A 23,811-nucleotide genomic window follows, 5' to 3' on the forward strand; every position below is an offset into this window, starting at 1 on the left:
CCGTCCCAACCCAGCGACGAGAGGTAGCGTCTTGGACCCGCAAGGCATCGAGATGACCGGCGTGGCAGTGGTTTTTGACACGGCAGCGCGCCGGATCACCGCGGTCACCGGCATCGACCAGACCGTGCCGCACTCGAGCTTCGTCTCGATCGTCGGGCCCAGCGGGTGTGGCAAGTCGACCCTGCTGGCGGTGGTCGCCGGGCTGCAGAAGGCCACTGCCGGCACGGTCAGCGTGGCGGGTCGGCCCGTCACCGGACCCGACCCCAAGATCGGCATGGTGTTCCAGGAGGACTCGACGTTGCCGTGGCGCACCGTCGAGGAGAACGTTGCGTTCGCCATGGAGATGATCGGGACCCCGAAGCCGGAACGGCGCAGACGGACCACCGAGGCCATCGAACTCGTCGGGCTCGGGGGATTCGAGAAGTCCTACCCGTCCCAGCTCTCCGGTGGAATGCGCCAACGTGTCGCGCTGGCGCGGACGCTGGCGGTGCAGCCCGAGGTGGTGCTCATGGACGAGCCGTTTGCGGCGCTCGATCAGCAGACCCGGCTGTTTCTCGGTGCCGAGGTGCGTCAGATCTGGGCCAGGACCAAGCAGACCATCATGTTCGTCACCCACGACATCTCCGAGGCGATCCTACTGTCGCAGCAGGTGTGGGTGATGTCCTACCGGCCCGGCACCATCATCGACGTCGTCGACATCGATCTGCCGGACGAGCGTGACGCAGGTGTGGTGTCCACCCCGCGTTTCAACGAACTGCACAACCGGGTCTGGGGCTCGCTGCAGGCCGAATCGATGCGCGGGTTCCAGCAGCAGGAGACGGCGAAGAAGTGACCGCCGCGTCCACGAAGTCCTTCGCAGCAGCCGACGACCTGCCCACCGAGACGGTGTCGTCGTCCGGGGAGCCGCCGCGGCCACCCCGGCGTGGGCACCGGTTCGGCACGCTGGCACTCAGCGCCGGCTCGACGCTCGCGCTCATCCTGCTGTTCATCGCTCTCACCGAGATCGGCTCGCGCGCCGGGTGGTGGAACGACCATGTGCTGCCCGCCCCGTCGGTCATCTTCGCAGAACTCGGCGGCCTTCTCACCGAACCGCAGTTCTGGCTGGATGCCCGCCGCACCGGCATCGAGGTCGCGGCAGCGATCCTGTTCGGCTGCCTGCTGGGGTTCGCCGCCGGACTGCTGTTCTGGAAGATCCCGCTGCTGGGCCGGGTGTTCGAGCCCTACCTGGTGTCGTTCTACGCCGTGCCTCTTGTGCTGTTCTATCCGGTGATGATCGTGCTCGTCGGCATCAACGCGATGTCGGTGATCATCCTGGCCACGATCATGGCGGCCATCCCGATGGCGCTCAACACCGCCGTCGGACTGAACCAGATGCCGCCGGTGTACATGAAACTCGCCCGCTCGTTGCGCACTTCGCCGCAGCAGACGCTGTTCGCCATCGCCATTCCCGCCGCCGGACCGTACATCGTCGCCGGCCTGCGACTCGCGGTCGTGTACGCGCTCATCGGCACCATCGCGATGGAGTTCACCACCGCGCAGGCCGGACTCGGGTACCGCATCCGCTATCTGTACGAGATCTTCGACAACATCGCGATGTTCGCCTACATCGTCGTCGTGCTGCTGCTGTCATGTCTGCTGACGGTCGCGCTCGCGGCGGTCGAGCGGGTGCTGTTGCGTGGGAGGAACGCATGACTGCCACACTCCCGGTCGAGCCCGACACCGAACACGCTGCGCCGAGCCGGTTCTCGGCGCGCAACATCCTGGGCAACCAGTTCGTGGGCGCCAGCCTGCTCGCCGTGCTGGTGGCCATCGCCTGGGAGGTGGTGTCCGGTTTGACGTTTGTCATCCCGTCACCGGTGCAGACCCTGACCGTGCTGTTCGAGAATCTCTCCGACCCTGCCTATCTGTTCGACCTGCGGGTGACCGCGCAGGCGGTGGCGATGGCGTTTGTCGTCGGCACGGCCGTCGGCGGCGGGATCGGTCTGCTGCTGGGCCTGTCGAGCAAGCTGCGCCTGATCTTCGAGCCTTTGATCATCATGCTCAACGGCATCCCGAAGATCGTGCTGTACCCGGTGCTGCTGCCGATCTTCACCCTGTCAGGGTCCAAGGTCGTGATGGGTGTGCTGTTCGCGCTGTTCCCGGTGCTGATCAATGTGTCTACGGGCGTGCAGGAAATTCCGAAGGTGTACTGGAAGCTCGCGCGCTCGGTCCGCGCCAACGCGTGGCAGACGCTGGTGCACGTCATCTTCCCGGCCATCAGGCGGCCGCTGCTCACCGGAATCCGGCTGGCCGTCAGCCTCGCGGTCGTCGGCGTGGTGCTCTCGGAGTTCTTCGCGACCCGCCGCGGACTGGGCCGGGTGGTGCTGCAGGCCTACGGCCACGGTGACTATCCGTCGATGGTGGCGACCATCATGCTGCTGATCACGATCTCGTTCGGCATCTCGATCGCGTTGTGGCAGTGGGAGAAGCGAATCCATTGACCGCCGACGCATCGAAGCCGGGTACCGGCCGGGAATGGGTCGGTAGCTCGGTGCGGCGGCGGGAGGACGACCGCATGCTCGGCGGGAACGGCAGGTTCCTTGCCGACCATGCCGCCGGCGCACAGCACGTCGTGTTCATCCGGTCCGCGCAGGCCCATGCCAGGATCACCGGTGTCGACACCTCCGCCGCCGACGGGATGTCCGGCGTGTACGGCATCTTCGGCGCCGCCGATCTCGGCCTGGAGGGCGCTCCGATCCCGCTGCTGACCACCCCGGATCCCGGTTTCACCGCGGCCACCGCGCTGGTGCTCGCCGAGCAGCGGCTGCCGATCCTCGCCTCGGACCGGGTGCACTACGTGGGTCAGCCGATCGCGGTCGTCGTCGCCGAGAACCGCTACATCGCCGAGGACGCCGCCGAGAACGTCGTCGTGTCCTATGAGCCGCTGCCGCCGGTGACCGACGCACTGGCCGCACTCGAGCCGACCAGCGCCACGCTGTTCGAGCACCTGCCCGACAACCAGGCGGCCGCCCTCGAATACGACTTCGGGGACCCGGGCCACGCGTTCCAGAACGCCGACCACGTCGTCGAGGGAACCTACCGGATGGAACGTCATGGTGCGGTGCCGCTCGAATGCCGCGGTGTACTGGCCCAATTCAACGACCACGAGGACCGGGTGGAGGTGCACACCTCGACCCAGGTCCCGCACATGGTGCGCAACGCGATCTGTGCCGTCACCGGCTGGGGCCGCGACGCGGTCAAGATCAGCGTGCCCGACGTCGGGGGCGGCTTCGGCACCAAGGCCAACGTCTACGGCGAGGAGATCGTGCTCGCCGTGCTGGCCGGGCACACCGGTCGGCGGCTGATCTGGGTCGAGGACCGTCAGGAGCACCTGGTGGCCAGCGCTCAGGCCAGAGACCAGCTTCACCGGGCGCGGCTGGCGGTCGATGCCGACGGCCGGATCCTGGCGTGGGACGTCGACTTTGTCGTGGACATCGGGGCGGGCAGCCTGTGGGTCGCAGGCATCATCGCCAACACCGCGGTCCACCTGATGGGGCCCTACCGGGTTCCCGCCGTGCACGTTCGTGGCCGTGCTGCCTTGACGAACAAGACCCTGGTGGCGCAGTACCGCGGCGCGGGCAGGCCCGAGGCCACGTTCTCGCTGGAGCGCAGCCTCGACGCCGCGGCCGCGGCGGTCGGCATCTCCTGCGCGGAGATCCGCAGACGCAACCTGCTGACGGCCGACGACATGCCCTACCACCGGCCGCTCCCGTACCGCGACGGAGTGCCGATCGCCTACGACGGCGGCGATTACCTGGCCTGCCTGGAGTCGGTGATCGGCGTGCTGCCGCGGTCAGAGCTCGACGTGTGTGCCGTCGAACACCCCGATCACCGCATCGGTTACGGCCTGTCCTGCTACCTGGAGGCCACCGGCCGCGGACCCCACGAAACGGCGCGGGTGCGGCTGCTGCCGTCCGGCCGCGTCGAGGTGACCGCCGGCGCGGCATCGGCAGGCCAAGGCCACGAAACCGTGTTCGCGCAGGTTGCCGCCGACGCCCTGGGCATACCGCTGGGACAGGTGCGCTACGTCGCCGCCGACACCGAACGGCTGCCCGAGGGGGTCGGCACGTTCGCCAGTCGCTCGGCCGTTCTGGCCGGGTCGGCGGTGCACCAGGCCTGCGGCGAGCTGGTAGACCTCGCGTCGCGCCGGGCCGCGGAGCTGATGGGGGTCGAGTCCGTCGCCTACCGCGCCGGCCGCTTCACGGCGGGGGACCGGGCCGTCGGCTGGGACGATCTGGCCGCGGCCGGACGGGTGGGGGGTGCGCGCGAGCGCGGTGCGCCGCTCGACGTCACGACCGTCTACCGGGTGGCCACCGTGACGTGGACGATGGGCGTGCATGCGGTGATCCTCGGGGTGCACCGCCGTACCGGAATCGTGAAGGTGTTGCGCTATGCGGTGTCTCACGAGGGCGGCCGCGAGATCAACCCGCGCATCGTCGAAGGCCAGATCGTCGGCGGTGTAGCCCAGGGTATCGGCGGGGCGCTGTTCGAGGCGTGGCGGTACTCGCCGGCGGGTGAGCCGATGTCGACGACGTTCGCGGCCTACCACCTGCCGCTGACCACCGACATGCCGGAGGTGACCGTGACCCACCTGCACGTCGACACCCCGACCAATCCGCTCGGCGTCCGCGGGGCGGGGGAGAGCGGCACCATCGCGGTGTACTCCGCGGTGGCCGCCGCCGTCGACGACGCGCTGGGAAACGGCTTCCACGTGACCAGCACCCCCGTCGCCACGGGTGAGCTTTGCCGGGCACTGGCGGGAGTGGGAGCGTGAAGCCCGCCGAATTCGGCTACCACCGACCCGATTCGGTGGCAGAGGCGCTCACGCTGTTGGCCGAGGATCCCGAGGCCAAGCTCCTGGCAGGCGGTCAGTCCCTGCTGACGCTGATGAACCTGCGCCTGGCCCGACCTTCAGCGGTCATCGACATCGGCCGGCTCACCGAGTTGAGCAGGATCTTCGACGACACCGAAGACCTTGTGCTGGGCGCCCTGGTCACCCACCGCACCGTCGAGGTGGACCCGTTGGTCACCGCGCGCGCGCCGATGCTTTCCGACGCGGCGCGCCACATCGGACACGTCGGGATCCGTAACCGCGGGACCCTCGGCGGGTCGGTGGCACATGCCGATCCTGCGGCCGAGATGCCGCTGGCCACACTGGTTCTCGGTGCCACCTTCCATGTGGAATCGGCGTCAGCGGGACGCCGACAGGTCACCGCCGACGAGATGTTCGTGTCGTTCTTCACCAACTCGCTGGCCCCCGACGAGATGCTCACCTGGATCTCGGTGCCGGCGATCAGGCCCGACCAGGGCTGGGGTTTTGTCGAATACGCGCACCAGCACGGAGATTACGGTCTGGCCGGAGCGGGTTGTCTGCTCACGCTGGATCCGGACGGCAGGGTCGCGGGCCTGCGTGCCGGGGTGCTCAGCGTGGCGGACCGGCCACTGTTGTTCGTCGGCGACGATGCCGTCGGGCAGCTCCCGTCGGAAGGTTTGTGGCAGGAGTTGGCCGGTGGCTGGGCGGCTCGGATCGAACCGACCGCAGACGACGTCGACTACGCGCGCAGGCTCTGCGCGGCCGCTCTGGAGGAGGCGCTCACGGATGCCGCTCGACGCGCCCGCGCGCAGTCAGGGGGATCCGATGCCGAATGATGCGACGACGGTGACGGTCTCGGTCACGGTGAACGGTACCCTGATCAGCAGGACGGTGCCCGCACGGCTGACCCTGGCCGACTTCCTCCGCGACGAGCTGGGCCTGACCGGCACACACCTGGGATGCGAACACGGGGTGTGCGGCGCGTGCTCGGTGTTCGTCGAGGGCCGGTCGGCGCGTGCCTGTCTGATGCTGGCGGTCCAGGCGGACGGCTTGCGGGTCGACACCGTCGAGGGGCTGGATCAGTTCGAGGAGGCCGCGCGGCTCAGGCAGGCGTTCTCCGAGCGCGGCGGGTTGCAGTGCGGCTTCTGTACGCCGGGATTCCTGGTCTCTGCTGTCGAACTGCTGCGCGATCCGGACGCAGAGAAGCCGCTGACTGCGGACTCGGTCCGAGAGGCGTTGTCCGGCAACATCTGCCGCTGTACCGGATACCAGGGAATCGTGGCCGCGGTGCTGGACGCGGTAGGCGCACCCGCGGACGGTGCGGACGGTGCGGACGGTGCGGACTCCTGACGGCGCGCCGGCGGTGTCCACGTCGGCGCGCCGCCGGCGTGCCACCCGGATGCTGCAGCCCGTTGGCGCGCCCCGGTGGGGAATGGCTGCGTGGCTGGCGCTCGGGCTCGGCGCGATTCTCGGCGCCACCACGGCACTCGGTCATGCCGAGTGGGGCTCGGCAGTGGGCCTGGGGTTGGTGCTGACGGCGGTTCCGTCGCTGCCGCTGACGTGGCGTCCGGCCCTGTCCACGATGGTGATCCGCGGGTGCGCGGTGCTGATCGGCGCCCTGGTGGCGATGCTGACGACCGGACACCCCGCGGTGCTCGCTGTGGCGACGGTGGCGACCGCGGTATGTGGGGCCGCGCTCGCGCGCGTGGGTCCGACCGCCGGGCTGGCTGTGGTGCTGATCGCCGTCGACCTGCCCGCGACGTCGGTGGGATACGACCCGGGCCGGGTCGCTGCGACGCTGGCGCCCTACGCGATCGGCGTGCTGGTCGTGCTCATCGCGTGGGGCGGGTGGTTCGGGTGCGCCGCGGCCCTGCGGCGGGCCCGCGGTGAATCGCCGGTCGCCGAGACAGCGGCGACGGCCTGGCGGGAACCGTGGCCGCACGTTCTGCGGGTCGGTGTGGCGGTGGCTGCGGCTGTCGCGCTGGCCGGCCTGTTACCCGAGGATCTGGTCGGCGGACACTGGCTCGTCACGAGTGTGATCCTGACCGTGCAGCCCACCGCCGGCGGGACCGGAATGCGCCTGGCCCAGCGGCTCTCGGGCAACACGGTGGGCGCTCTGATCGCCGCGGTGCTGCTCGGTGCCCACCCGTCCATCCCCGTCGTCGCGGCGCTGACCGTCGTCCTCTTCACGCTCGCGATGGCGTTGCGCCCGGTCAACTACACCTGGTGGGCGGTCACCGGTCCGCCGGTGCTGTTGGTGATCAGCGAGTATCCCGAACTGTTCCCCTGGTACGAGGGAGGCGTGCGCCTGGCGATGAATCTGGCCGGCGCGGCGATCGTGCTGGTGGTGGTGTTCGGCGTTCCGGCATTGACCCGCATCGCTTCTCGCAGCGGGAGGGGCGATTTCACCGAACACGATCAGTCGGATAGTGTATACAAAATCCAATCAGGGAGGTCTCAGTGACGACGCTGCTCGTGGAGGACATCGGCCTCCTTGTGCCCGGCGACTTCACGGTCGCACCGGTCCGCGACACCACCCTGCTCGTGGAGGACGGGGTGATCGCCGGGATCGGTGTGGACGTGGCGGCGCCCGACCAGGTGCTCTCGGCGGGCGGGCTGACCGTGATCCCCGGGCTGGTCGACGGTCACATCCATCCGACCTTCGGGGAGTGGACCCCGGCCCAGAACGCCGTCGGCTGGATCGGCAACTATCTGCACGGCGGCACCACGTCGATGGTGTCCGCCGGCGAATTGCATATTCCCGGGCTGAGTTTCGACGCGCTGACCCCGGAACTCGTCCTCAGCATCGCGATCACCTCGAAGCACACCACCGGACGGATGCGGCCGTCGGGGGTCAAGGTCAACGCCGGCACGGTGCTGCTGGTGCCGGGGATGTCCGAGGAGCACTTCGACCGGGCCCACCGGGAGGGCATCGATCAGCTGAAGTTCATCTTCTACGACTGGAATCGCCTGGGCGACGGTGAGGCGCAGCGGTACGTGCAGTGGGCTCACGAGCGCGGGATGACCGTCAAGCTGCACTCCGGCGGGGTCTCGCGGTCCGGTTCGAGCCGGGTCGCCGGCGCCGACGTCGTGATCGCGGTCGAGCCGGACGTGGTCGGCCACATCTCCGGCGGCCCGATCCCCCCTCCCGACGCCGACATCTCCGCCATCATCGCCGGCTTGCCCGACACCTACGTGGAGGTCTGCAGTTCCAACAACTACCGGGCCACCACCGTTGTCGTCGACGAACTCACCCGGCGGGGCCGGCTCGACCGGTTGACCCTCGGCACCGACACCCCCGGCGGGACCGGTGTGATCCCGCGCGGCATGTTGCGCAACATCTGCTACCTGGCGTCGGTCTGCGGCGTCGATGCGGCGACGGCCGTGGCCGCGGCCACCGGGCAGACCGCACGCGCGCACCGGCTCGACACCGGTGTGATCGCCGAGGGCATGCCGGCGGATCTACTTGTCCTGGGCCCGATCACGGGCTCGACCGCCACCGACGCGCTGGAGTCCTTCGCGCTGGGTGATCTGCCGGGTATTGCCACGGTGCTGGTCGACGGGGTTCCACTCGTCGCCACCCGCAGCGAGCAGACGCCGCCCCCGAGCCGTTCGGTGACCTGGCGGGGCGCTGACCCGCGACCGGCACCCGCCCGACCGGCCCCGGTCGGCGCTCACGCCTCCGGATGCTGCTGACCCACCCCCGACGACGTCAGGAGACGCCATGTCCCGCCAGCCCGCCCCGCACACCGGACCGATCACCCCGGATGTGCTACTGCGAGTCGACAGCCTGCTCGACGACGAGGAACGCCAGATCCGCGACACCGTGCGCGCTCTGGTGAAGAGCCGCATCGCCCCGGACATCGCGACCTGGTACGAGGACGGTGAGCTGCCCGTGCGGGAACTGGCCGCCGAACTCGGAGACCTCGGGTTGCTCGGGATGCACCTGCAGGGCTACGGATGTGCCGGAACCTCGGCGGTCGCCTACGGGCTGGCCTGTCTGGAGCTCGAGGCCGGTGACTCCGGCATCCGCTCGCTGGTCAGCGTGCAGGGTTCGTTGGCGATGTTCGCGTTGCACGCCTACGGCAGCGAGGAACAGAAGCAGCAGTGGCTGCCCGACATGGCGGCAGGACGCAAGATCGGCTGCTTCGGCCTCACCGAACCCGACTTCGGCTCAAACCCGGCCGGAATGCGTGCCCGCGCAACCCGGTCCGGAGATGACTGGATTCTCAACGGCACCAAGATGTGGATCACCAACGGGTCGGTCGCCGACGTGGCGATCGTGTGGGCGCGCACCGACGACGGTGTGCGCGGATTCGCCGTTCCCACCGACGCTCCCGGCTTCACCGCGCACACCATCAAGTCGAAGATGTCGCTGCGTGCGTCGGTGACCAGTGAGCTCGTGCTGGAGGACGTGCGACTGCCCGACAGCGCGCGACTGCCCGGCGCCACCAGCCTGCGGGCACCGCTGAGCTGCCTCAGCGAGGCGCGGTTCGGCATCGTGTTCGGAGCGGTGGGCGCCGCCAGGGACTGCCTGGAGACCGCTCTGACCTACTCCCGGTCCCGCATGCAGTTCGACCGTCCGATCGGGGGCTTTCAGCTGACCCAGCAGAAGCTCGCCGACATGACGCTCGAGTACGGCAAGGCATTGCTGCTTGCGTTGCACCTCGGCCGCGCCAAAGACGCCGACGGATTGCGGCCCGAAGAGGTCAGCCTGGGCAAGCTCAACAATGTCCGGGAGGCCATCACGATCGCCCGCACAGCCCGCACGATCCTGGGCGCCAGCGGCATCACCGGCGAGTACCCGGTGATGCGCCACGCGAACAACCTGGAATCGGTGTTGACCTACGAAGGCACCAGTGAGATGCATACGCTGATGATCGGGCAGGCCCTCACGGGCACTGCCGCGTTCCGCTGACATCGGGGAGTTGCCATGGCCGAACCGATCGACGAACACTTCACCGCGGCTGTCTCGTCGCTGACGGCGCCGTCTGTTTCCGACGTCGCTGTCTTACAAGGGGTCTCGGCGCAGGACTGCCTCGACATCTTCGATGCGCAGCTCGGTAGCCGGCACCTGGACCTCGCCGCGCGTTGGCTTCGGTCGCGCAACTTGGGCTTCTACACCATCGGATCGGCCGGACACGAGAGCAACGCCGCCGTCGCCGCTGCCCTGCGGGTCACCGATCCGGCGTTGCTGCACTACCGCTCCGGAGGTTTCTTCCTGGCCCGAGCGCGGCAGGGCAGCGGTGGCGACGTGCTGCGGGATGTGCTTCTCGGCATGGTCGCCGCCACGGAGGAACCGATCTCCGGGGGCCGGCACAAGGTCTTCGGTAGGCACGACCTCAACGTCATCCCGCAGACATCGACCATCGCGTCGCACCTGCCCCGGGCTGTCGGCGTCGCGTTCTCGATCGCCCGCGCCCGCAAGCTGGGAGTCGAATGCCCGTGGCCGGCTGACGCGTTGGCGGTGTGCAGCTTCGGAGACGCATCGGCGAACCACTCCACGGCGGTCGGGGCGATCAACACCGCGCTGCACAGCTCCTACCAGGGTATGCCGATGCCGCTGCTGTTGTTGTGCGAGGACAACGGCATCGGGATCAGCGTCAAGTCGCCCCAGGGGTGGATCGCGCGCACCTACGGCGACCGTGCCGGCCTGCGCTACTTCGCCGCCGACGGCACGGACCTGCCCTCGGTGCTGACAACAGCGGCCGAGGCGGCCGAATACGTCCGGGTGCAACGCCGTCCGGCGTTCCTGCACCTGCGCACCGTGCGGCTGATGGGGCACGCGGGTTCGGATTTCGAGCGCGGCTATCGCAAACCCGACGAAATCACCGCCGACTACGACCGCGACCCGGTGCTGTGTACCGCACGCCTTCTCGTCGGCGCGGGTGTGCTGACCCCGTCGGAGGTCCTGGAGCGCTACGAGGCCAAGCGTGCCGAAGTTCTCGCGCTGGCAGGCGAGGTCGCCGAACTCGCCCAACTCGACAACGCCCATGCGGTGATGTCTCCGCTGCGCCGTACCCTCGACGAGGCCACCGCGGCGACCCAGACGGCGCCCGTTCCGGGCGCCACCGCCGACGGCACGGCGCTGACCGTCGCCCAGGCCATCAACCGCGGTCTGCTCGACGTGCTGACGAACCATCCCCAGGCACTGGTGTTCGGCGAGGATGTCGGCCGCAAGGGCGGCGTGTACGGCGTCACCCGCGGCCTGCAGGCCAAGATCGGGACGGCGCGGGTGTTCGACACGCTGCTCGACGAGCAGGCGATCCTGGGTCTGGCGTTGGGCGCCGGGGTGTCCGGACTGCTACCGATTCCCGAGATCCAGTATCTCGCGTATCTGCACAATGCCGCCGACCAGATCCGCGGCGAGGGAGCCACGCTGCAGTTCTTCTCCGATCGGCAGTACCGCAACCCGATGGTGGTGCGCATCGCGGGCTACGGATACCAGAAGGGCTTCGGCGGGCACTTCCACAACGACAACTCGATCACCGCCATCCGGGACCTGCCCGGCGTGGTCATCGCCTCACCGGCGCGCCCCGACGACGCCGCCGCGATGATGCGGTCCTGCGTCGCCGCCGCGCAGTCCTCGGGAATCGTGTGCTTGTTCATCGAGCCCATCGCGCTGTATCACACCCGCGATCTCTACGACGACGGCGACGAACTCTGGCTGGCACCGGATTCCGGCGCGATGGTGCCGCTCGGTCGGGCCCGGACCCACGGCGACGGCCGGGATCTGACGATCCTGACGTTCGGCAACGGGCTGCGGATGAGCCTGCGGGTGGCACGTCGCCTTCTCGCCCTCGACATCAGGGCACGCGTGGTCGACCTGCGCTGGCTGGCCCCCCTCCCGTTGCAGGACATCCTGGCCGAAGCCGACGCGACGGGGCGGGTGCTCGTCGTCGACGAGACGCGCGAGAGCGGCGGTGTCGGTGAAGGGATCGTGACCACACTGGTCGACCATGGGTACCGCGGTGCGCTGGCGCGGGTCGCCGGCTACGACAGCTTCATCCCGCTCGGCGATGCCGCACTGGAGGTGTTGCTGTCGGAGGAGACCATCGAGGCCGCGGCGATCAAGCTGGTGCGGACAGCGCCTCGGTGAGCACCGGCACCGCCAGTTCGCGTTGCCACTGCCGGGCGTTGCACTCCCGCAGGAACACGTCGACCGCGGCCGCGATGTCGTCGGCGCCTTCCCAGTCCCAGCACAGTCGCCGCACGGTATCGGGAGACAGCACATTCTCCGCGGGAACGGAAATCCGTTGTGCCAGTTCGGTCAGACCAGATCTCGCCGCCTCCAGCCGGGCGGCCGCCTCCGGCTTGCGCCGCGCCCACCGCGATGCCGGCGGCGGGCCGTTGGATGCTTCAGAGGTGCTGGGCAGATCGGTGGTGACGCGGGCGCGGGCCAGCGCCTCCAGCCACATCTGGGCGCTGCGCCGCTGTTTGGGCCCGCCGAACACCGGCAGCGCGGTCAGTTTCTCCACGCTGTCCGGATTCACCGTCGCGGCGTTGATGATCGCGCTGTCGGGCAGGATGCGCCCCGGGGCAATGTCTCGGCGGCGGGCGACCTGGTCCCGGGCGGTCCAGAGCTCCCGCACCGCGGCCAGGGTGCGGGCGTCGCGGACCTTGTGGATCCCCGACGTGCGCCGCCACCGGTCGCGCCGGGTGGGGGTGGCTTCGAAGGTCCGCAGGAACTCGAATTCCTGTCTGGCCCAATCAGATTTGCCCTGCTCGGAGAGCACCGCCGCGATCGCGTCCCGCAACTCGACGAGGACCTCGACGTCCAGCGCCGCGTAGTTGAGCCAGTCGGCGGGCAGCGGCCGCTTCGACCAGTCCGCGGCGCCGTGACCCTTGGTCAGCTGCAGGCCGAGTAACCGCTGCACCATCGCAGCTAGGTTCACCCGGTCGTAGTTGGCGAGCCGGCCGGCGAGTTCGGTGTCGAACAGCGTGGTCGGACGCATCCCGATCTCGGCGAGGCACGGCAGGTCCTGATCGGCGGCGTGCAGAATCCACTCGTCGGTGGCCAGCACCTCGGCCACCGGCGCCATCACCGCGACAGGGTCCCCGCCGTGCATGACCGGGTCGATCAGGACGGTGCCCGACCCGGCCCGGCGGATCTGCACCAGATAGGCGCGGTTGGAGTAGCGGAAACCCGACGCGCGTTCGGCGTCCACGGCGAACGGTCCGGTGCCGGCGGCCAAAGCTCTTGCTGCCCTGGCGATTTCATCGCGGCTGACCGATACCTCAGGGACGCCGTCCCGCGGTGCCAGCAGCGGCGTGGCGTCGGGCTCGGCCTGTTCGGCGTCGCCGGACACCTCTGATGCTCGGGGTTCCGCGGGGGAACCGACAGTCTCGGGTTCGGACATGTGCTCAGGCGCGGGTGCGGGAGCCCAGATCGGTCACCCCGTCGGGCGGCAGACCGGCGGCGTGCTCGAGGACCTCGCAGAAGGCTTCCACGTGGGGACCGAGTTCCAGCGTCGTCGCGGTCCAGGAGGCGCGCAGCTCGAGCTGATGGGCGCGGGGTGGCCCGGAGATGTCTCCGTAGCGCACCGAGGTGGTGGCGGTGACGGTGCCGCCCAGCGCCGTGACGTGCTCGGCCCGCTCTCCGAGTGCGTCGACCAGCCAGCTCCAGGCGACTTCGGGCAGCAACGGGTCGACGGCTTCACTGGAGTCCAGATCGGCCTGGATGTAGGCGACCAGGCGCATGGTGCCGTCCCACGCCTCCGCGCCTTCGGGGTCGTGCAGCAGAATCAGCCGGCCGAAGGCGTCGCCCTCGGAGCGTTCCGGGATGATCGCGGTCTCGGCGTGCCTGACCTCGGCGCCCAGCGCGTAGCTGAACGGCGCCAGCCGCTGAGGCGGCCGGATCGGGCCCAGCTCGATCTCCGGTCGCACGGTGGTGGCGTTCATCGCCGCCACCGCTTCACGGAACTGAGCCGGTTCGGCGGTGGTCACGGCGTCTGACGGTAGTCCATTTGTCCAGCTCTTGGTGCAGGCGCGCCGATCAGGAACCGGACAGGCCATGGCAGCATGGGTGTCGATGAACACGCGCCGCGAGCTGCCTGAATCGCCCTACCTGGCCGCCGTCGCAGGCCGCAAACCCCACCGGGTGCCGGTGTGGATGATGCGGCAGGCGGGGCGGTCACTGCCGGAGTACCGGGCGCTTCGCGCCGAGAACACGATGATGCAGGCCTGTTTCGATGCCGACCTGATCACCGAGATCACGCTGCAACCGGTGCGCAGGCACGGCGTCGACGCCGCGATCCTGTTCTCCGACATCGTGGTGCCGCTGCGGGCCGCCGGGATCGCACTCGACATCGTCCCCGATGTCGGACCGGTGATCGAGCACCCCATCCGTACCCGTGCCGACGTCCGCACCGTCGCTCCGCTGGACTCCCAGCAGGTGGCCCCGGTGGCCACGGCGATCGGCCAGCTGACCGCCGCGCTCGGCGACGTGCCGCTGATCGGCTTCGCCGGCGCCCCGTTCACCCTGGCGTCCTATCTCGTCGAAGGCGGTCCGAGCCGCAACCACGAGCACACCAAGGCGATGATGCTGGGCGAGTCCTCGACCTGGCATGCACTGATGACGGCGCTGACCGACGTGACGATCGCGTTCCTGCGAACCCAGCTCGACGCCGGCGTGGACGCCATCCAGGTGTTCGACTCCTGGGCCGGCACGCTGTCGCTGGCCGACTACCGCTCCTACGTGCTGCCGCACAGCACGCGGGTGTTCGAGTCACTGGCCGGATACGGCGTGCCGATGACGCACTTCGGCGTCGGTACCGCCGAGCTGCTGGGCGCGATGTCGGAGGCGGTCTCCGGGCGGGGAGTGCCCGCGGTGGTCGGGGTGGACTGGCGGACATCGCTGACCGATGCCGCCGCCCGGGTGCAGCGGGGCTGCGCGCTGCAGGGGAATCTCGACCCGGTGGTGCTGATGGCGGGCTGGCCGGTGGTGCAGCGCGCCGTACGCGCCGTCGTCGAGGACGGAAGGCGCGCAGTGGACGCCGGCGCCGTCGGGCACGTGTTCAACCTGGGCCACGGTGTGCTGCCCGCTACCGATCCCGAGGTGATCACCGACGCCGTTGCACTGGTGCACGAGCTGTGATGTCGACCAGGCATCGCCAGTACTGCGTTGTCGGGGGCGGCATCTCGGGTCTCGTCGCGGCATACCGGCTGCGGGTGGCTGTCGGGCCGGACGCGGCTATCACGGTGTTCGATCCCGCCGACCGGCTCGGCGGTGTGCTGCGCACCGAGCGGATCGGCGGCCAACCGGTCGACGTCGGCGCCGAGGCGTTTGTGGCGCGCAGGCCGGAAGTGCCCGCGCTGCTGGCCGAGTTGGGGCTTGCGGGCAAACAGATCACCACCACCGGTGCGCGCCCGCTGCTCTACAGCCAGGGCCGACTGCATCCACTGCCCACCGACACCGTCAACGGCATCCCGTCCCGTCCCGAGGCACTGTCCGGTCTGGTCGACGACGCCACGATCAGGTGGATGCTCGACGAACCCCGGCGCCCTTTCAGCTGGCGTCCCGGCGCCGACCCGGCGGTGGCCGACCTCGTCGGCGAACGCTTCGGCGAGCAGGTGGTGGTCCGCTCGGTCGATCCTCTGCTGACCGGGGTGTACTCCGGTTCGTCGGCGACCATCGGCATCCGCGCGGCGGCCCCGACGGTCGCCGCGGCGCTGGATCGTGGCGCCCGCTGCTTGACCGACGCCGTGCGCACCGCGCTGCCCCCACCGCTGACCGGGTCGGTGTTCGGCGCGGTGGACGGGGGTTACACGGTGCTGATCGACGAGCTGGTGCGCCGCTCCGGGCTGCGCTGGGCTCAGGTGGCCGTCGGCAGCGTGGACCGCGCGTCGGGCCGATGGGAACTGACCGACGACGAAGGCACCCGATGGCCCGCCGACGCGGTGGTGCTCGCGGTGCCCGCGCCGCGGCTTGCGGCGCTGGTGTCCGAGCTCGCCCCGCGCAGCGCGGCGGCTGCGCGCAGCATCCCGGTGGCCTCGGCGGCGGTGGTGGCGCTGGCGTTGCCGGGCGGAACGCCGCTGCCCGAGCAGTCCGGAGTACTGGTCGCCGGCCCGGGGCGGTTGCGCGCCAAGGCCGTGACGCTGTCGTCGCGCAAGTGGGGGCGGCGCGGGAACTTCGAGATGGTGCGGCTGTCGTTCGGACGGTTCGGTGACGCCGCCGAAACCCACGCTGCGCGTGCCATCGGTGACGAGGAGTTGCTGACATGGTCCGGGCAGGACCTCGACACGCTGTTCGGCATCTCGGTCGAGCCGGTCGAACACCGGGTGGCCCGCTGGATCGACGCGATGCCGCAGTACGGGCCGGGCCACGCCGACGTCGTCGCCGAACTGCGTGCCGGCCTGCCCCCCGGGCTGGCGGTGGCCGGCGCGTACCTGGACGGGATCGGGGTGCCTGCCTGTGTGGCGGCCGCGACGCGGGCGGTGGCCGGGCTGGTGGTCGCCGGAGGCTGAGCGACGCGGGATGTGACCGGGGGCGAGCGAAGCGACGGGGGATGTGACCGGGGGCGAGCGAAGCGACGGGGGATGTGACCGGGGGCGAGCGAAGCGACGGGGAGTGTGCCCGTGGCACGATGGGCGCATGGCCAAGCTCGACTACGACACCCTCAACTCCACCATCCGCTACCTGATGTTCTCGGTGTTCTCCGTGCGGCCGGGCGCGCTGGCCTACGACGACGACGCACGGGCGGCCGTGGTGGACGAGACCGCCACGTTCCTCAAGCAACAAGAGGACAACGGCGTGGTGGTGCGCGGTCTCTACGACGTCGCCGGGATGCGCGCCGACGCGGACTTCATGATGTGGACGCACGCCGAGAACGTGGAGGCGTTGCAGGCGACGTACTCGGATTTCCGGCGCACCACCGCGCTCGGGCGTGCGTCGACGCCGGTGTGGAGCAATGTCGCGCTGCACCGGCCGGCCGAGTTCAACAAGAGTCACATCCCGGCGTTCCTGGCCGGTGAGGAGCCGGGTGCCTACATCTGCGTCTACCCGTTCGTCCGGTCACTGGAGTGGTATCTGCTGCCCGACGACGAGCGGCGCCGCATGCTGTCCGAGCACGGGATGGCAGCGCGCGGCTACAAGGACGTGCGGGCCAACACGGTGCCCGCGTTCGCGTTGGGTGACTACGAGTGGCTGCTGGCATTCGAGGCCCCGGAGCTCCACCGGATCGTCGACCTGATGCGCGACCTGCGTGCCACCGACGCTCGCCGGCACGTGCGCGAGGAGACACCGTTCTACACCGGGCCGCGGGTGTCGGTGGAGAAACTGGTCACCGCGCTGCCGTGACTATTTGCTGAGAAGCGGCCACCGCGGCCGTTGACCAATGGTTAGGCTAGCCTGCCGCCTGCCTGTTGTTCCCGCTGTCTGGCCCTCTTCGACGCGTAACCGCTCTATGACGTTGACGTCAAAAAATGCCCTGGCCGCTGTGCAGGTTGCTAGCATCGTCCGGTGCCGAACCCCAGACCGGTGGTGGCAGCCCTCTTCGCCGTGGGTGCCGGCTTCTCCGTGTTGCAACTGACCAGCTGGAGCACTCACCCGACGGTCCGGTTCGGCGCCGATCTGGTGATGTCGGCGTTCGCGCTGTTCGCCGTGGGATGTGCGTTGGCAGCCGCCCGGCGGGCGCAGGGCAGGCGCCGCACAGCATGGATCTGCATGGGCGTGGGTGCCGGTGGCTTCGCCGCCGGCCAACTGGTCTGGGGCTACATCGGCCTGGTTCACGGGACGCTGCAATTCCAGTCGGTCGCCGACGTGGGGTACGCCCTGCTGCCGGTCGGCGCCGGTTTGGCGCTGCTGTTCTTCCTGGGCGACCACCCACGGTCGATGAGGCTGCGGGTGCTGCTCGACGGCGTGATCGTGGCCGGTGCCCTCTTCGGAGCGATGTGGGTGACACTCCTGGACAGCATCTACACGGTCAGGGTGCAGGACGCATTGTCGATGGCGCTGACGCTTGCCTATCCCGTCGCCGGGATCGCGCTGGTCACCATCGCGCTGCTGTTGCTGGTCCGCGTGCCGTCCGAGGACCGGTCGATGATGGTGATGCTCACGCTGGGCCTGGTGTTGATCATGATCGCGGACACCGCGTACGCGTATGTGACAGCAGTGGAAGGCCAGTACTACGAAGCGATCTCGCTCGGGTACGCCTGGGGTTTCCTGGCCATCGCGGGAGCGGCGATGCTCGACGGGCGGACACGGCCGATGTCGGTACGGGCCCGGCCGCGGGTACCGTCGCGCGCATCGATGTCGTTGCCGTTCGTGCCCGTCACGATCGCCGTGGCGTTGTGTGCTCCGGTCCTGGTCCCGACGCTGGGCGCGCTGTACATCGTGGGGATCATCACGGTGTTCGCGGTGATGATCCGTCAGCTCCTGCTTCTCACCGAGAACCGCCGCCTGCTGGCAGAGGTTTCGGACCAGTTGATGCGCGACCCGCTGACCGGGCTGGCCAACAGGACCCTGTTCCAGGATCGGCTGGAGCACGCGATGCACCTGCACCGCAGTGAGCGCCTCTCGGTAGGGGTGCTGCTGATCGACCTCGACGACTTCAAGCTGGTCAACGACAGCCTGGGGCATCCGGCGGGAGACGCCATGCTGGTCCGGGTGGGGGAGCGGCTGGCCGCGACGGTGCGGGCCGGCGACACCGTCGCCCGTCTGGGCGGCGATGAGTTCGCGGTGCTGATGGAAGGTGATGCTGCGGCGACCCGGGAGGCGGCGCAGCATGTCGTGCACGCCTTCGACCGGTCCTTCGACATCGACGGGCAGGACCTTCTGGTGCGACCCAGCGTCGGGTTGGCGGTGGCAGGATTCACCGACGCGGCGCTCACGGCCGACGAACTGCTCAAGCGGGCCGATGTCGCGATGTACACGGCCAAACGATCCCGGTCCAGGCAACTCGTCGCGTACGCGCCGGACATGGAACTGCACCGTGGCCTCGAGTGTGTTTCGCCGGCGGCCGACCCGCAGCGAAACGGTGCGGTCGGGGGAGGCTCGGCGCGGCTGCTCGGCGAGTTGCGGCACGCCATCGAACACCGAGGTCTGAGCGCGGTGTACCAACCGAAGTTCGAGGTTCGCACCGGGCGGATCGTGGGGGCAGAGGCGCTGGTCCGCTGGCCGCACCCGCGGTACGGGCTACTCGTTCCGGACGAGTTTCTTCCGCTGGTACGTGAGCACGGCCTGATGGAATCGGTGACGTCGGTGATGCTGGACCTCGCGCTGGACGACGCGGCCGAGTGGTACGCCAACGGCGTCGGGGTGCCCGTCGCTGTGAACGTGTTCGCCCCGTCCATCAGCGACACCGATCTGCCGGCGCAGATCATGCGGGCGCTGGAACGTACCGGGCTGTCGCCCGACACACTGACCGTCGAGATCACCGAGGACGTGCTGCTCGAGAACATGGCCGAGACCCGCTCGGTGTTCGCCAAGCTGCGGGACTGCGGAATCCGCATCGCGATCGACGACTTCGGCAGCGGTTACTCGGCACTGTGGTACCTGCGCGAGTTCCCGATTGACGAGGTCAAGCTCGACCGGGAGTTCATCACGCCCATCCTGACCCAGCCGACGTCGGCGGCGATCGTGCGAGCCGTAATCGACCTGGCCCACGTGCTGGGGGTGACGCCGGTCGCCGAGGGGGTCGAGGACGCCGAGACCGCAGCCGAGTTGCTCGCCTACGGCTGCGACATCGCCCAGGGTTTCCACTACAGCCGGCCGCTGGACCCCGAGGCGATGTTGGCGCTGTTGCGGTCCACGCGGCAGGCATGCGACACGGGGGAGCCCGTGTGCGCCGACGACTACCCGGCTGAGGGCTTCAGGCGCAAAGAGATCGAGTTGATGCAGTAGCGCTGGTCGGTCGGTGTCGGGTAGCCCTCACCTTCGAAGACGTGTCCGAGGTGGCTGTGACAGTTGGCGCACACCACCTCGACGCGGTGCATGCCCAACGAGTCGTCGGAGCGCAGGATCACCGCGTCGGTATCGGCCGGGTCGAAGAAAGAGGGCCAGCCGCAATGGGATTCGAACTTCTCGGTGCTGCGGAACAGTTCGGCGCCGCATGCGCGGCACTCGTAGACACCTTCGGTCTTGGTGTCGGTGTACTCGCCGGTGAAGGGTCGCTCGGTGCCAGCCCGGCGCAGCACCGCGAACTCCTCCGGGTTGAGTCGCTCGCGCCACTGGTCGTCGCTCAGCACCAGTTTGGGGCCTGTCGCTGTCATGGCTCCGAGGTTACCCGCCGGGTCTGGCCCCGGTGGGGGTGAGCGGGGTGACCCATTGCGGGTCGATGCCGTCGTCGAGTCGGTCGTCATCCCTGGCATCGAGATAGCGGAACAGCAGCACCACGAACACCACGATCGACAGCAACGACCAGCCGTAGGTGATCTTCAGGTATTCCAGCGCGCGTCCGGTCGTCGGCCAGTGTCCGAGCAGCCAGCGGTCCATCGTGGTGAAACCGTAGATCGCCAACCAGGCCACCCAGCTGCGGATCGCCGAGTTCGGCAGTACCACGGTCATCAGGAACGGGAACAGCATCATCGAGTAGTAGCCCTGGCCCAGTGAGAGCACCAGCCACGACGTCAGCAGCAGCACGCCCGACGAGGTCAGCATCCAGAACAGCGGATCGCGGGTGCGGTAGTACCGGTACAGCAGCCACAGCGACGCCGCGCCGAGCACGGCGAAGGCCACGCGCAGCAGCATGATCAGCCACATCGGCAGCCCGTAGTACACCCCGTTGCCCAGGATCGAGCTGTTGAAGTAGTCGCGGGTGGACATGATGTACGGCAGCGTGCGGGTGACAAAGCTCATCGGGTCGCTGATCAGCGGCCAGGCCGCGGCATTGAATACGGCCGGGACGGCGAACGCGGTCACCAAAGCCCGCCACTGTCGGTTGAGCAGCGGTAGCAACAGCAGTGGCGCCAGCAGCGGTTTGACCACCAACGTCAACCCAATGGCCACGCCGGCCCACCATTCGTGGCTCCGGTTCTTGTCGAGCAGCCACCGGAAGAACAGCACCTCCAGCAACAGGATCGGCCCGTTGATGTTCGCGAAAACCAGGGTGTTGGTGACGTTCTCGGTGCAGAACATCGCCAGCAACAACGCCGGCGCGGCCACCGAGGCGAGGGTGTAGTTGAACAGCCGCAGCAGAAAATAGGCCGCGAGCACGATGGCGAGCGTGTTGAAGAAGATGAACCAGTACCGCGACGCCTCGACCGGCAGATAACCGAACGGCGCCATGATCAGTGTGCCGCCGGGCGGGTAGAGGTAGTGCGGGTCGACGTGGTTGAAGTTCTCGTTGTAGATGTCCAGGCCGAGCTTGAAGTTCACCACCGCCCGGTAGACGGGCGCGAAGTCGTCGGTGATGTAGCCGTTGGTGGCGAGCACGAAGCTGCGGTGGATGACCGACAGGATCGCCAGCGGCCACAGGATCGACCGCAGCACCGACGCGGTGCTCGGGGGAGAGGTGCGGGGCCGGAACGGGCCCATTACAAGATCACGCACGTGCGCACCGTACCCGACGATCCGGGGCGCCCCGCGGCGACATGGCCTACGTCAGGCCGGGCAGTACGTGTCGGTCGGTGGCAACTCGCCCGAATCGAGGTAGGCGATCACCGGGGGCAGCGCGCACGGCGTGTAGATGCTGGCGCCGTGGCCGATGCCCTGCCACATGACCCTCCGGTTGGACGATCCGGCGTTGATCGCGGTGGCCGCGACGGCGGCGACGCCTTCGTTGCCGACGATGGGATTGTTCTGCACGCCGAGCAGCAGTGTCGGGATCTCGAGACCTGTCGGTTCGGCCGGTGCGCTGCCGCTGGGCCAGTTCAGGCACTTCACCATGTCCAACGCGCCGACCCTGCCGAACTGTGGATACAGGTCGTCCCAGGCGACGACGAGTTCACGAACCCGGTCGGGGGTGGGCCGGTTGAGGGCGTCACTGCACTTGTTGACGAACTGGCCGTCGGTCTGGCGCAGCGACTCCGCCTGGTTGATCAGATCGTTCAGTCTGCTGGTATTGCCGGAGCGGGCGTCGGCGATCGCCAGGGCCAGTTCGTTTCCGGCATCCACCCTCTCGCCCTGCGGATAGCCCAGCGCCGTGGAGATGGCGGCGGCGACGCCGGCCACCGAGGCGCCCCCGGGACCGCGGCCCTGCGCCGCCGATTCCAGCACCGCGTCGACGGCGGCCTTGGGGTCGGCGCCCAACGGGCAGCCCGCAGCGGCGCACTGGGTGGCCCACGCATCGAGGGCGGCCTGCTCGCCCTTCACCCGCTGCTCGGTGGCGGCCTCGGCGGCGATCCCGAGAGGCAGTGGCGAATCCAGGACGAGCCGGGCCACCTTGTTCGGGTGTGATCCCGCGTAGGCCAGCGCCACCTGGGCGCCGTTGCCGACGCCGAGCAGCGCCAACGCGGGCACGTCCCAGGTGGTGCGCAGGCGTTCGAGGTCTTCGGCGGCGTGCGCGTTGTCGTAGGCCGAATCGCCGGGAGCGATGGTGTCGGTGCAGTTCGTGGTGGCTGTGACGGTGACCGCGCGGAGGTTGGCCACCGGGTCGTCACCGGTCTGGAACTGGGCCTGCTCGAACATCTCCTGGCGGTCGTAGAGGTCGCGGCAATCCAGCGCGCCGGACATGCCGATGCCGCGGCGGTCCACCGACACGATCGGGTTGCCGGCCAGCACATCGGTACCCGCCCGGGACAGCCACACCGGAAGCTGAACCGACGACGGCAGATCCGATCCGGTGGTCATCACCAGCGGTCCGGCGTCGGCGGGCGTCTGTGCGGATCTGGCGCGCACCACCCCGATGCTGACGGTCCCAGTGGCCCCGTTAATGGGGTCGAGGTCGGCGTCGTAGCTGGCGCACTCCAGCGAGACGCCGGGGACCGGGTCGAGCTCGGCGTCGCTGAACAGCCGCGACGTGCATTCCCGCCACGACAGCTCGTTCTTCGGGGCTTCGATTCCCGGCGGCCCGTCCGACGGCGGGGCGGGCGGGGCCTGCCCCTGGGGGCCGGCCCCGGAGTCGGTGGCGTAGCGCGGGTTTGCCGCGAGGCCGGGTGAGCAGCCTGCCAGTACGAGTGACACCACCGAGACCACCACCGCAAGCACGGAGCCTCGAGTGCCCGGGGCACGCAGCAGACGACGCATGCCGACCACAGTACTGACCGGTATCACTGAGCTGCGCCGGAGCGCGCCGGTCCGGACCGGCTGTAGCGCAGGTAGAGATAGCCGTCGTCGTCGGTGAGCGCATGGCGCAGCCGCATCGCGGTGTGTACCTCTGCGGGCCCGGTCACGATGCGCTGCGACGCGCCACCGACGAGCACCGGGGCCACCGTCAGGCACATCTCGTCGAGTACCTCCTCGGCGGTGAACATGCCCAAAACCCCGGGGCCACCCTCGGTCAGCACGCGCCTCAGCCCCCGCTCGGCCAGCAGCGCGAGTGCGGTGCGCAGATCCACCGAGTCGGGCCGGTCGCCGGAGGCGTCGAGGACCTCGGCGAGCCCACCGAGGCGCGTTTCGGTGTCGGAGACCGCGTCGGTGCTGGTCAGGATCAGCGGCGTCACCTCGGTGTGCCGCAGCAATCGCGCGTCGTGCTCCAGGTGTCCAGACCGGGTCAGCACCGCGATCGGCGGCACCTCGGCCTGGCCGCGGTCGCGCCGGGACTGCCGCTGCGACGCGCTGAGCTGCACCCCCGCGTAATTCTCCACCCGCGCGGTGGACGCACCGACCACGATCACGTCGGCGACCGCGCGCAGTGCCACGAACACCGCCCGGTCACCGGCCGCGCCCAGCGCCCCGGACTTGCCGTCGCTGGTCGCGCCGCCGTCGAGGGAGGCGATCATGTTGCCCCGCACCCAGTACGACCGCAGGTCGGACGGGTAGGCGTAGAGCTGCGCGAGTCCACCCGGGCCGAGCTCGTCGATCCGGCCCAGCACTGTGAACTGCGTCCCGTCACCGTCGCCGGACATACGAAGAATCACAG

The 23,811-nt window shown here is 69.3% G+C and carries 20 protein-coding genes; 14 read left to right on the forward strand and 6 right to left on the reverse strand.

What is annotated here, in order from left to right:
* The first annotated feature begins 31 nt into the window (after positions 1-31).
* Genes G6N53_RS15935 through G6N53_RS15980 form a run of 10 tightly spaced genes read left to right on the forward strand, consistent with a single transcriptional unit; the run spans position 32 to position 11,951 of the window.
* Entirely contained in the window at positions 32-832 is an 801-nt protein-coding gene (locus tag G6N53_RS15935; RefSeq protein WP_163889939.1) for an ABC transporter ATP-binding protein, read from the forward strand.
* The gene (locus G6N53_RS15940) at positions 829-1,692 is read left to right on the forward strand and encodes an ABC transporter permease (RefSeq protein ID WP_237166535.1); all 864 of its coding nucleotides are present in this window, start codon (positions 829-831) and stop codon (positions 1,690-1,692) included. Before G6N53_RS15935 ends, G6N53_RS15940 begins: the two co-directional genes overlap by 4 nt.
* Positions 1,689-2,480 carry an ABC transporter permease gene (locus G6N53_RS15945; RefSeq protein WP_163889941.1) on the forward strand — a complete coding sequence of 264 codons (792 nt, stop codon included), beginning with the start codon at positions 1,689-1,691 and terminating at the stop codon, positions 2,478-2,480. Before G6N53_RS15940 ends, G6N53_RS15945 begins: the two co-directional genes overlap by 4 nt.
* A complete protein-coding gene (locus G6N53_RS15950; protein WP_237166536.1) occupies positions 2,459-4,813 on the forward strand; it encodes a xanthine dehydrogenase family protein molybdopterin-binding subunit in 2,355 nt (784 codons plus the stop codon). The genes G6N53_RS15945 and G6N53_RS15950 overlap by 22 nt, the downstream gene beginning before the upstream one ends.
* Entirely contained in the window at positions 4,810-5,688 is an 879-nt protein-coding gene (locus G6N53_RS15955; protein WP_163889943.1) for an FAD binding domain-containing protein, read from the forward strand. The genes G6N53_RS15950 and G6N53_RS15955 overlap by 4 nt, the downstream gene beginning before the upstream one ends.
* Positions 5,678-6,202, forward strand: coding sequence for a (2Fe-2S)-binding protein (locus G6N53_RS15960; RefSeq protein ID WP_163889945.1), 525 nt, complete (start codon positions 5,678-5,680; stop codon positions 6,200-6,202). Before G6N53_RS15955 ends, G6N53_RS15960 begins: the two co-directional genes overlap by 11 nt.
* Positions 6,189-7,316: an FUSC family protein gene (locus G6N53_RS15965; protein ID WP_163889947.1), complete on the forward strand. Its 1,128-nt coding sequence runs from the start codon at positions 6,189-6,191 to the stop codon at positions 7,314-7,316. The genes G6N53_RS15960 and G6N53_RS15965 overlap by 14 nt, the downstream gene beginning before the upstream one ends.
* Positions 7,313-8,548: an amidohydrolase family protein gene (locus G6N53_RS15970; protein ID WP_163889949.1), complete on the forward strand. Its 1,236-nt coding sequence runs from the start codon at positions 7,313-7,315 to the stop codon at positions 8,546-8,548. The genes G6N53_RS15965 and G6N53_RS15970 overlap by 4 nt, the downstream gene beginning before the upstream one ends.
* Positions 8,549-8,576: 28 nt before the next feature.
* Positions 8,577-9,770: an acyl-CoA dehydrogenase family protein gene (locus tag G6N53_RS15975; RefSeq protein ID WP_163889951.1), complete on the forward strand. Its 1,194-nt coding sequence runs from the start codon at positions 8,577-8,579 to the stop codon at positions 9,768-9,770.
* A gap of 15 nt (positions 9,771-9,785) precedes the next feature.
* A complete protein-coding gene (locus G6N53_RS15980) occupies positions 9,786-11,951 on the forward strand; it encodes a thiamine pyrophosphate-dependent enzyme (RefSeq protein WP_163889953.1) in 2,166 nt (721 codons plus the stop codon).
* Here G6N53_RS15980 and G6N53_RS15985 read toward each other — a convergent pair.
* Both G6N53_RS15985 and G6N53_RS15990 read right to left on the reverse strand, forming a co-directional pair.
* The gene (locus G6N53_RS15985) at positions 11,923-13,212 is read right to left on the reverse strand and encodes an HRDC domain-containing protein (RefSeq protein WP_163889955.1); all 1,290 of its coding nucleotides are present in this window, start codon (positions 13,210-13,212) and stop codon (positions 11,923-11,925) included. The two genes, G6N53_RS15980 and G6N53_RS15985, sit on opposite strands and share 29 nt — an antisense overlap.
* A 4-nt stretch (positions 13,213-13,216) precedes the next feature.
* Complete coding sequence (locus G6N53_RS15990) at positions 13,217-13,753, reverse strand: DUF3000 domain-containing protein (protein WP_237166751.1); 537 nt, start codon at positions 13,751-13,753, stop codon at positions 13,217-13,219.
* 130 nt (positions 13,754-13,883) lie between these two features.
* Between G6N53_RS15990 and hemE the strand changes: the two genes are divergently transcribed.
* The 4 genes from hemE to G6N53_RS16010 all read left to right on the forward strand — a co-directional run bounded on the left by hemE (position 13,884) and on the right by G6N53_RS16010 (position 19,694).
* Entirely contained in the window at positions 13,884-14,948 is a 1,065-nt protein-coding gene (gene hemE / locus G6N53_RS15995) for a uroporphyrinogen decarboxylase (protein WP_163889959.1), read from the forward strand.
* Positions 14,948-16,318, forward strand: a complete 1,371-nt coding sequence (locus G6N53_RS16000) for a protoporphyrinogen oxidase (protein ID WP_163889961.1) — start codon at positions 14,948-14,950, stop codon at positions 16,316-16,318. Before hemE ends, G6N53_RS16000 begins: the two co-directional genes overlap by 1 nt.
* 127 nt (positions 16,319-16,445) lie before the next feature.
* Positions 16,446-17,150 (forward strand): hydrogen peroxide-dependent heme synthase, encoded by a 705-nt coding sequence (hemQ, locus tag G6N53_RS16005; RefSeq protein WP_163889963.1) that lies wholly within the window; start codon positions 16,446-16,448, stop codon positions 17,148-17,150.
* Positions 17,151-17,312: 162 nt separating this feature from the next.
* Positions 17,313-19,694 (forward strand): putative bifunctional diguanylate cyclase/phosphodiesterase, encoded by a 2,382-nt coding sequence (locus G6N53_RS16010; protein WP_163889967.1) that lies wholly within the window; start codon positions 17,313-17,315, stop codon positions 19,692-19,694.
* On the opposite strand, the gene msrB is transcribed toward G6N53_RS16010, so the two are convergent.
* The 4 genes from msrB to G6N53_RS16030 all read right to left on the reverse strand — a co-directional run bounded on the left by msrB (position 19,646) and on the right by G6N53_RS16030 (position 23,797).
* On the reverse strand, positions 19,646-20,062 hold the full coding sequence (msrB, locus tag G6N53_RS16015; RefSeq protein ID WP_163889969.1) for a peptide-methionine (R)-S-oxide reductase MsrB: 417 nt from the start codon (positions 20,060-20,062) through the stop codon (positions 19,646-19,648). The two genes, G6N53_RS16010 and msrB, sit on opposite strands and share 49 nt — an antisense overlap.
* 10 nt (positions 20,063-20,072) lie before the next feature.
* Entirely contained in the window at positions 20,073-21,326 is a 1,254-nt protein-coding gene (gene aftC / locus G6N53_RS16020) for an arabinofuranan 3-O-arabinosyltransferase (RefSeq protein WP_163895946.1), read from the reverse strand.
* Positions 21,327-21,392: 66 nt separating this feature from the next.
* Positions 21,393-22,976, reverse strand: coding sequence for an alpha/beta fold hydrolase (locus G6N53_RS16025; protein WP_163889971.1), 1,584 nt, complete (start codon positions 22,974-22,976; stop codon positions 21,393-21,395).
* A 23-nt stretch (positions 22,977-22,999) separates the two neighbouring features.
* Positions 23,000-23,797 carry a pyrimidine reductase family protein gene (locus G6N53_RS16030; RefSeq protein ID WP_163889973.1) on the reverse strand — a complete coding sequence of 266 codons (798 nt, stop codon included), beginning with the start codon at positions 23,795-23,797 and terminating at the stop codon, positions 23,000-23,002.
* Positions 23,798-23,811 lie beyond the last annotated feature (14 nt).

This window comes from Mycolicibacterium hippocampi, assembly GCF_010723735.1.
GTDB classification, from domain to species: domain Bacteria; phylum Actinomycetota; class Actinomycetes; order Mycobacteriales; family Mycobacteriaceae; genus Mycobacterium; species Mycobacterium hippocampi.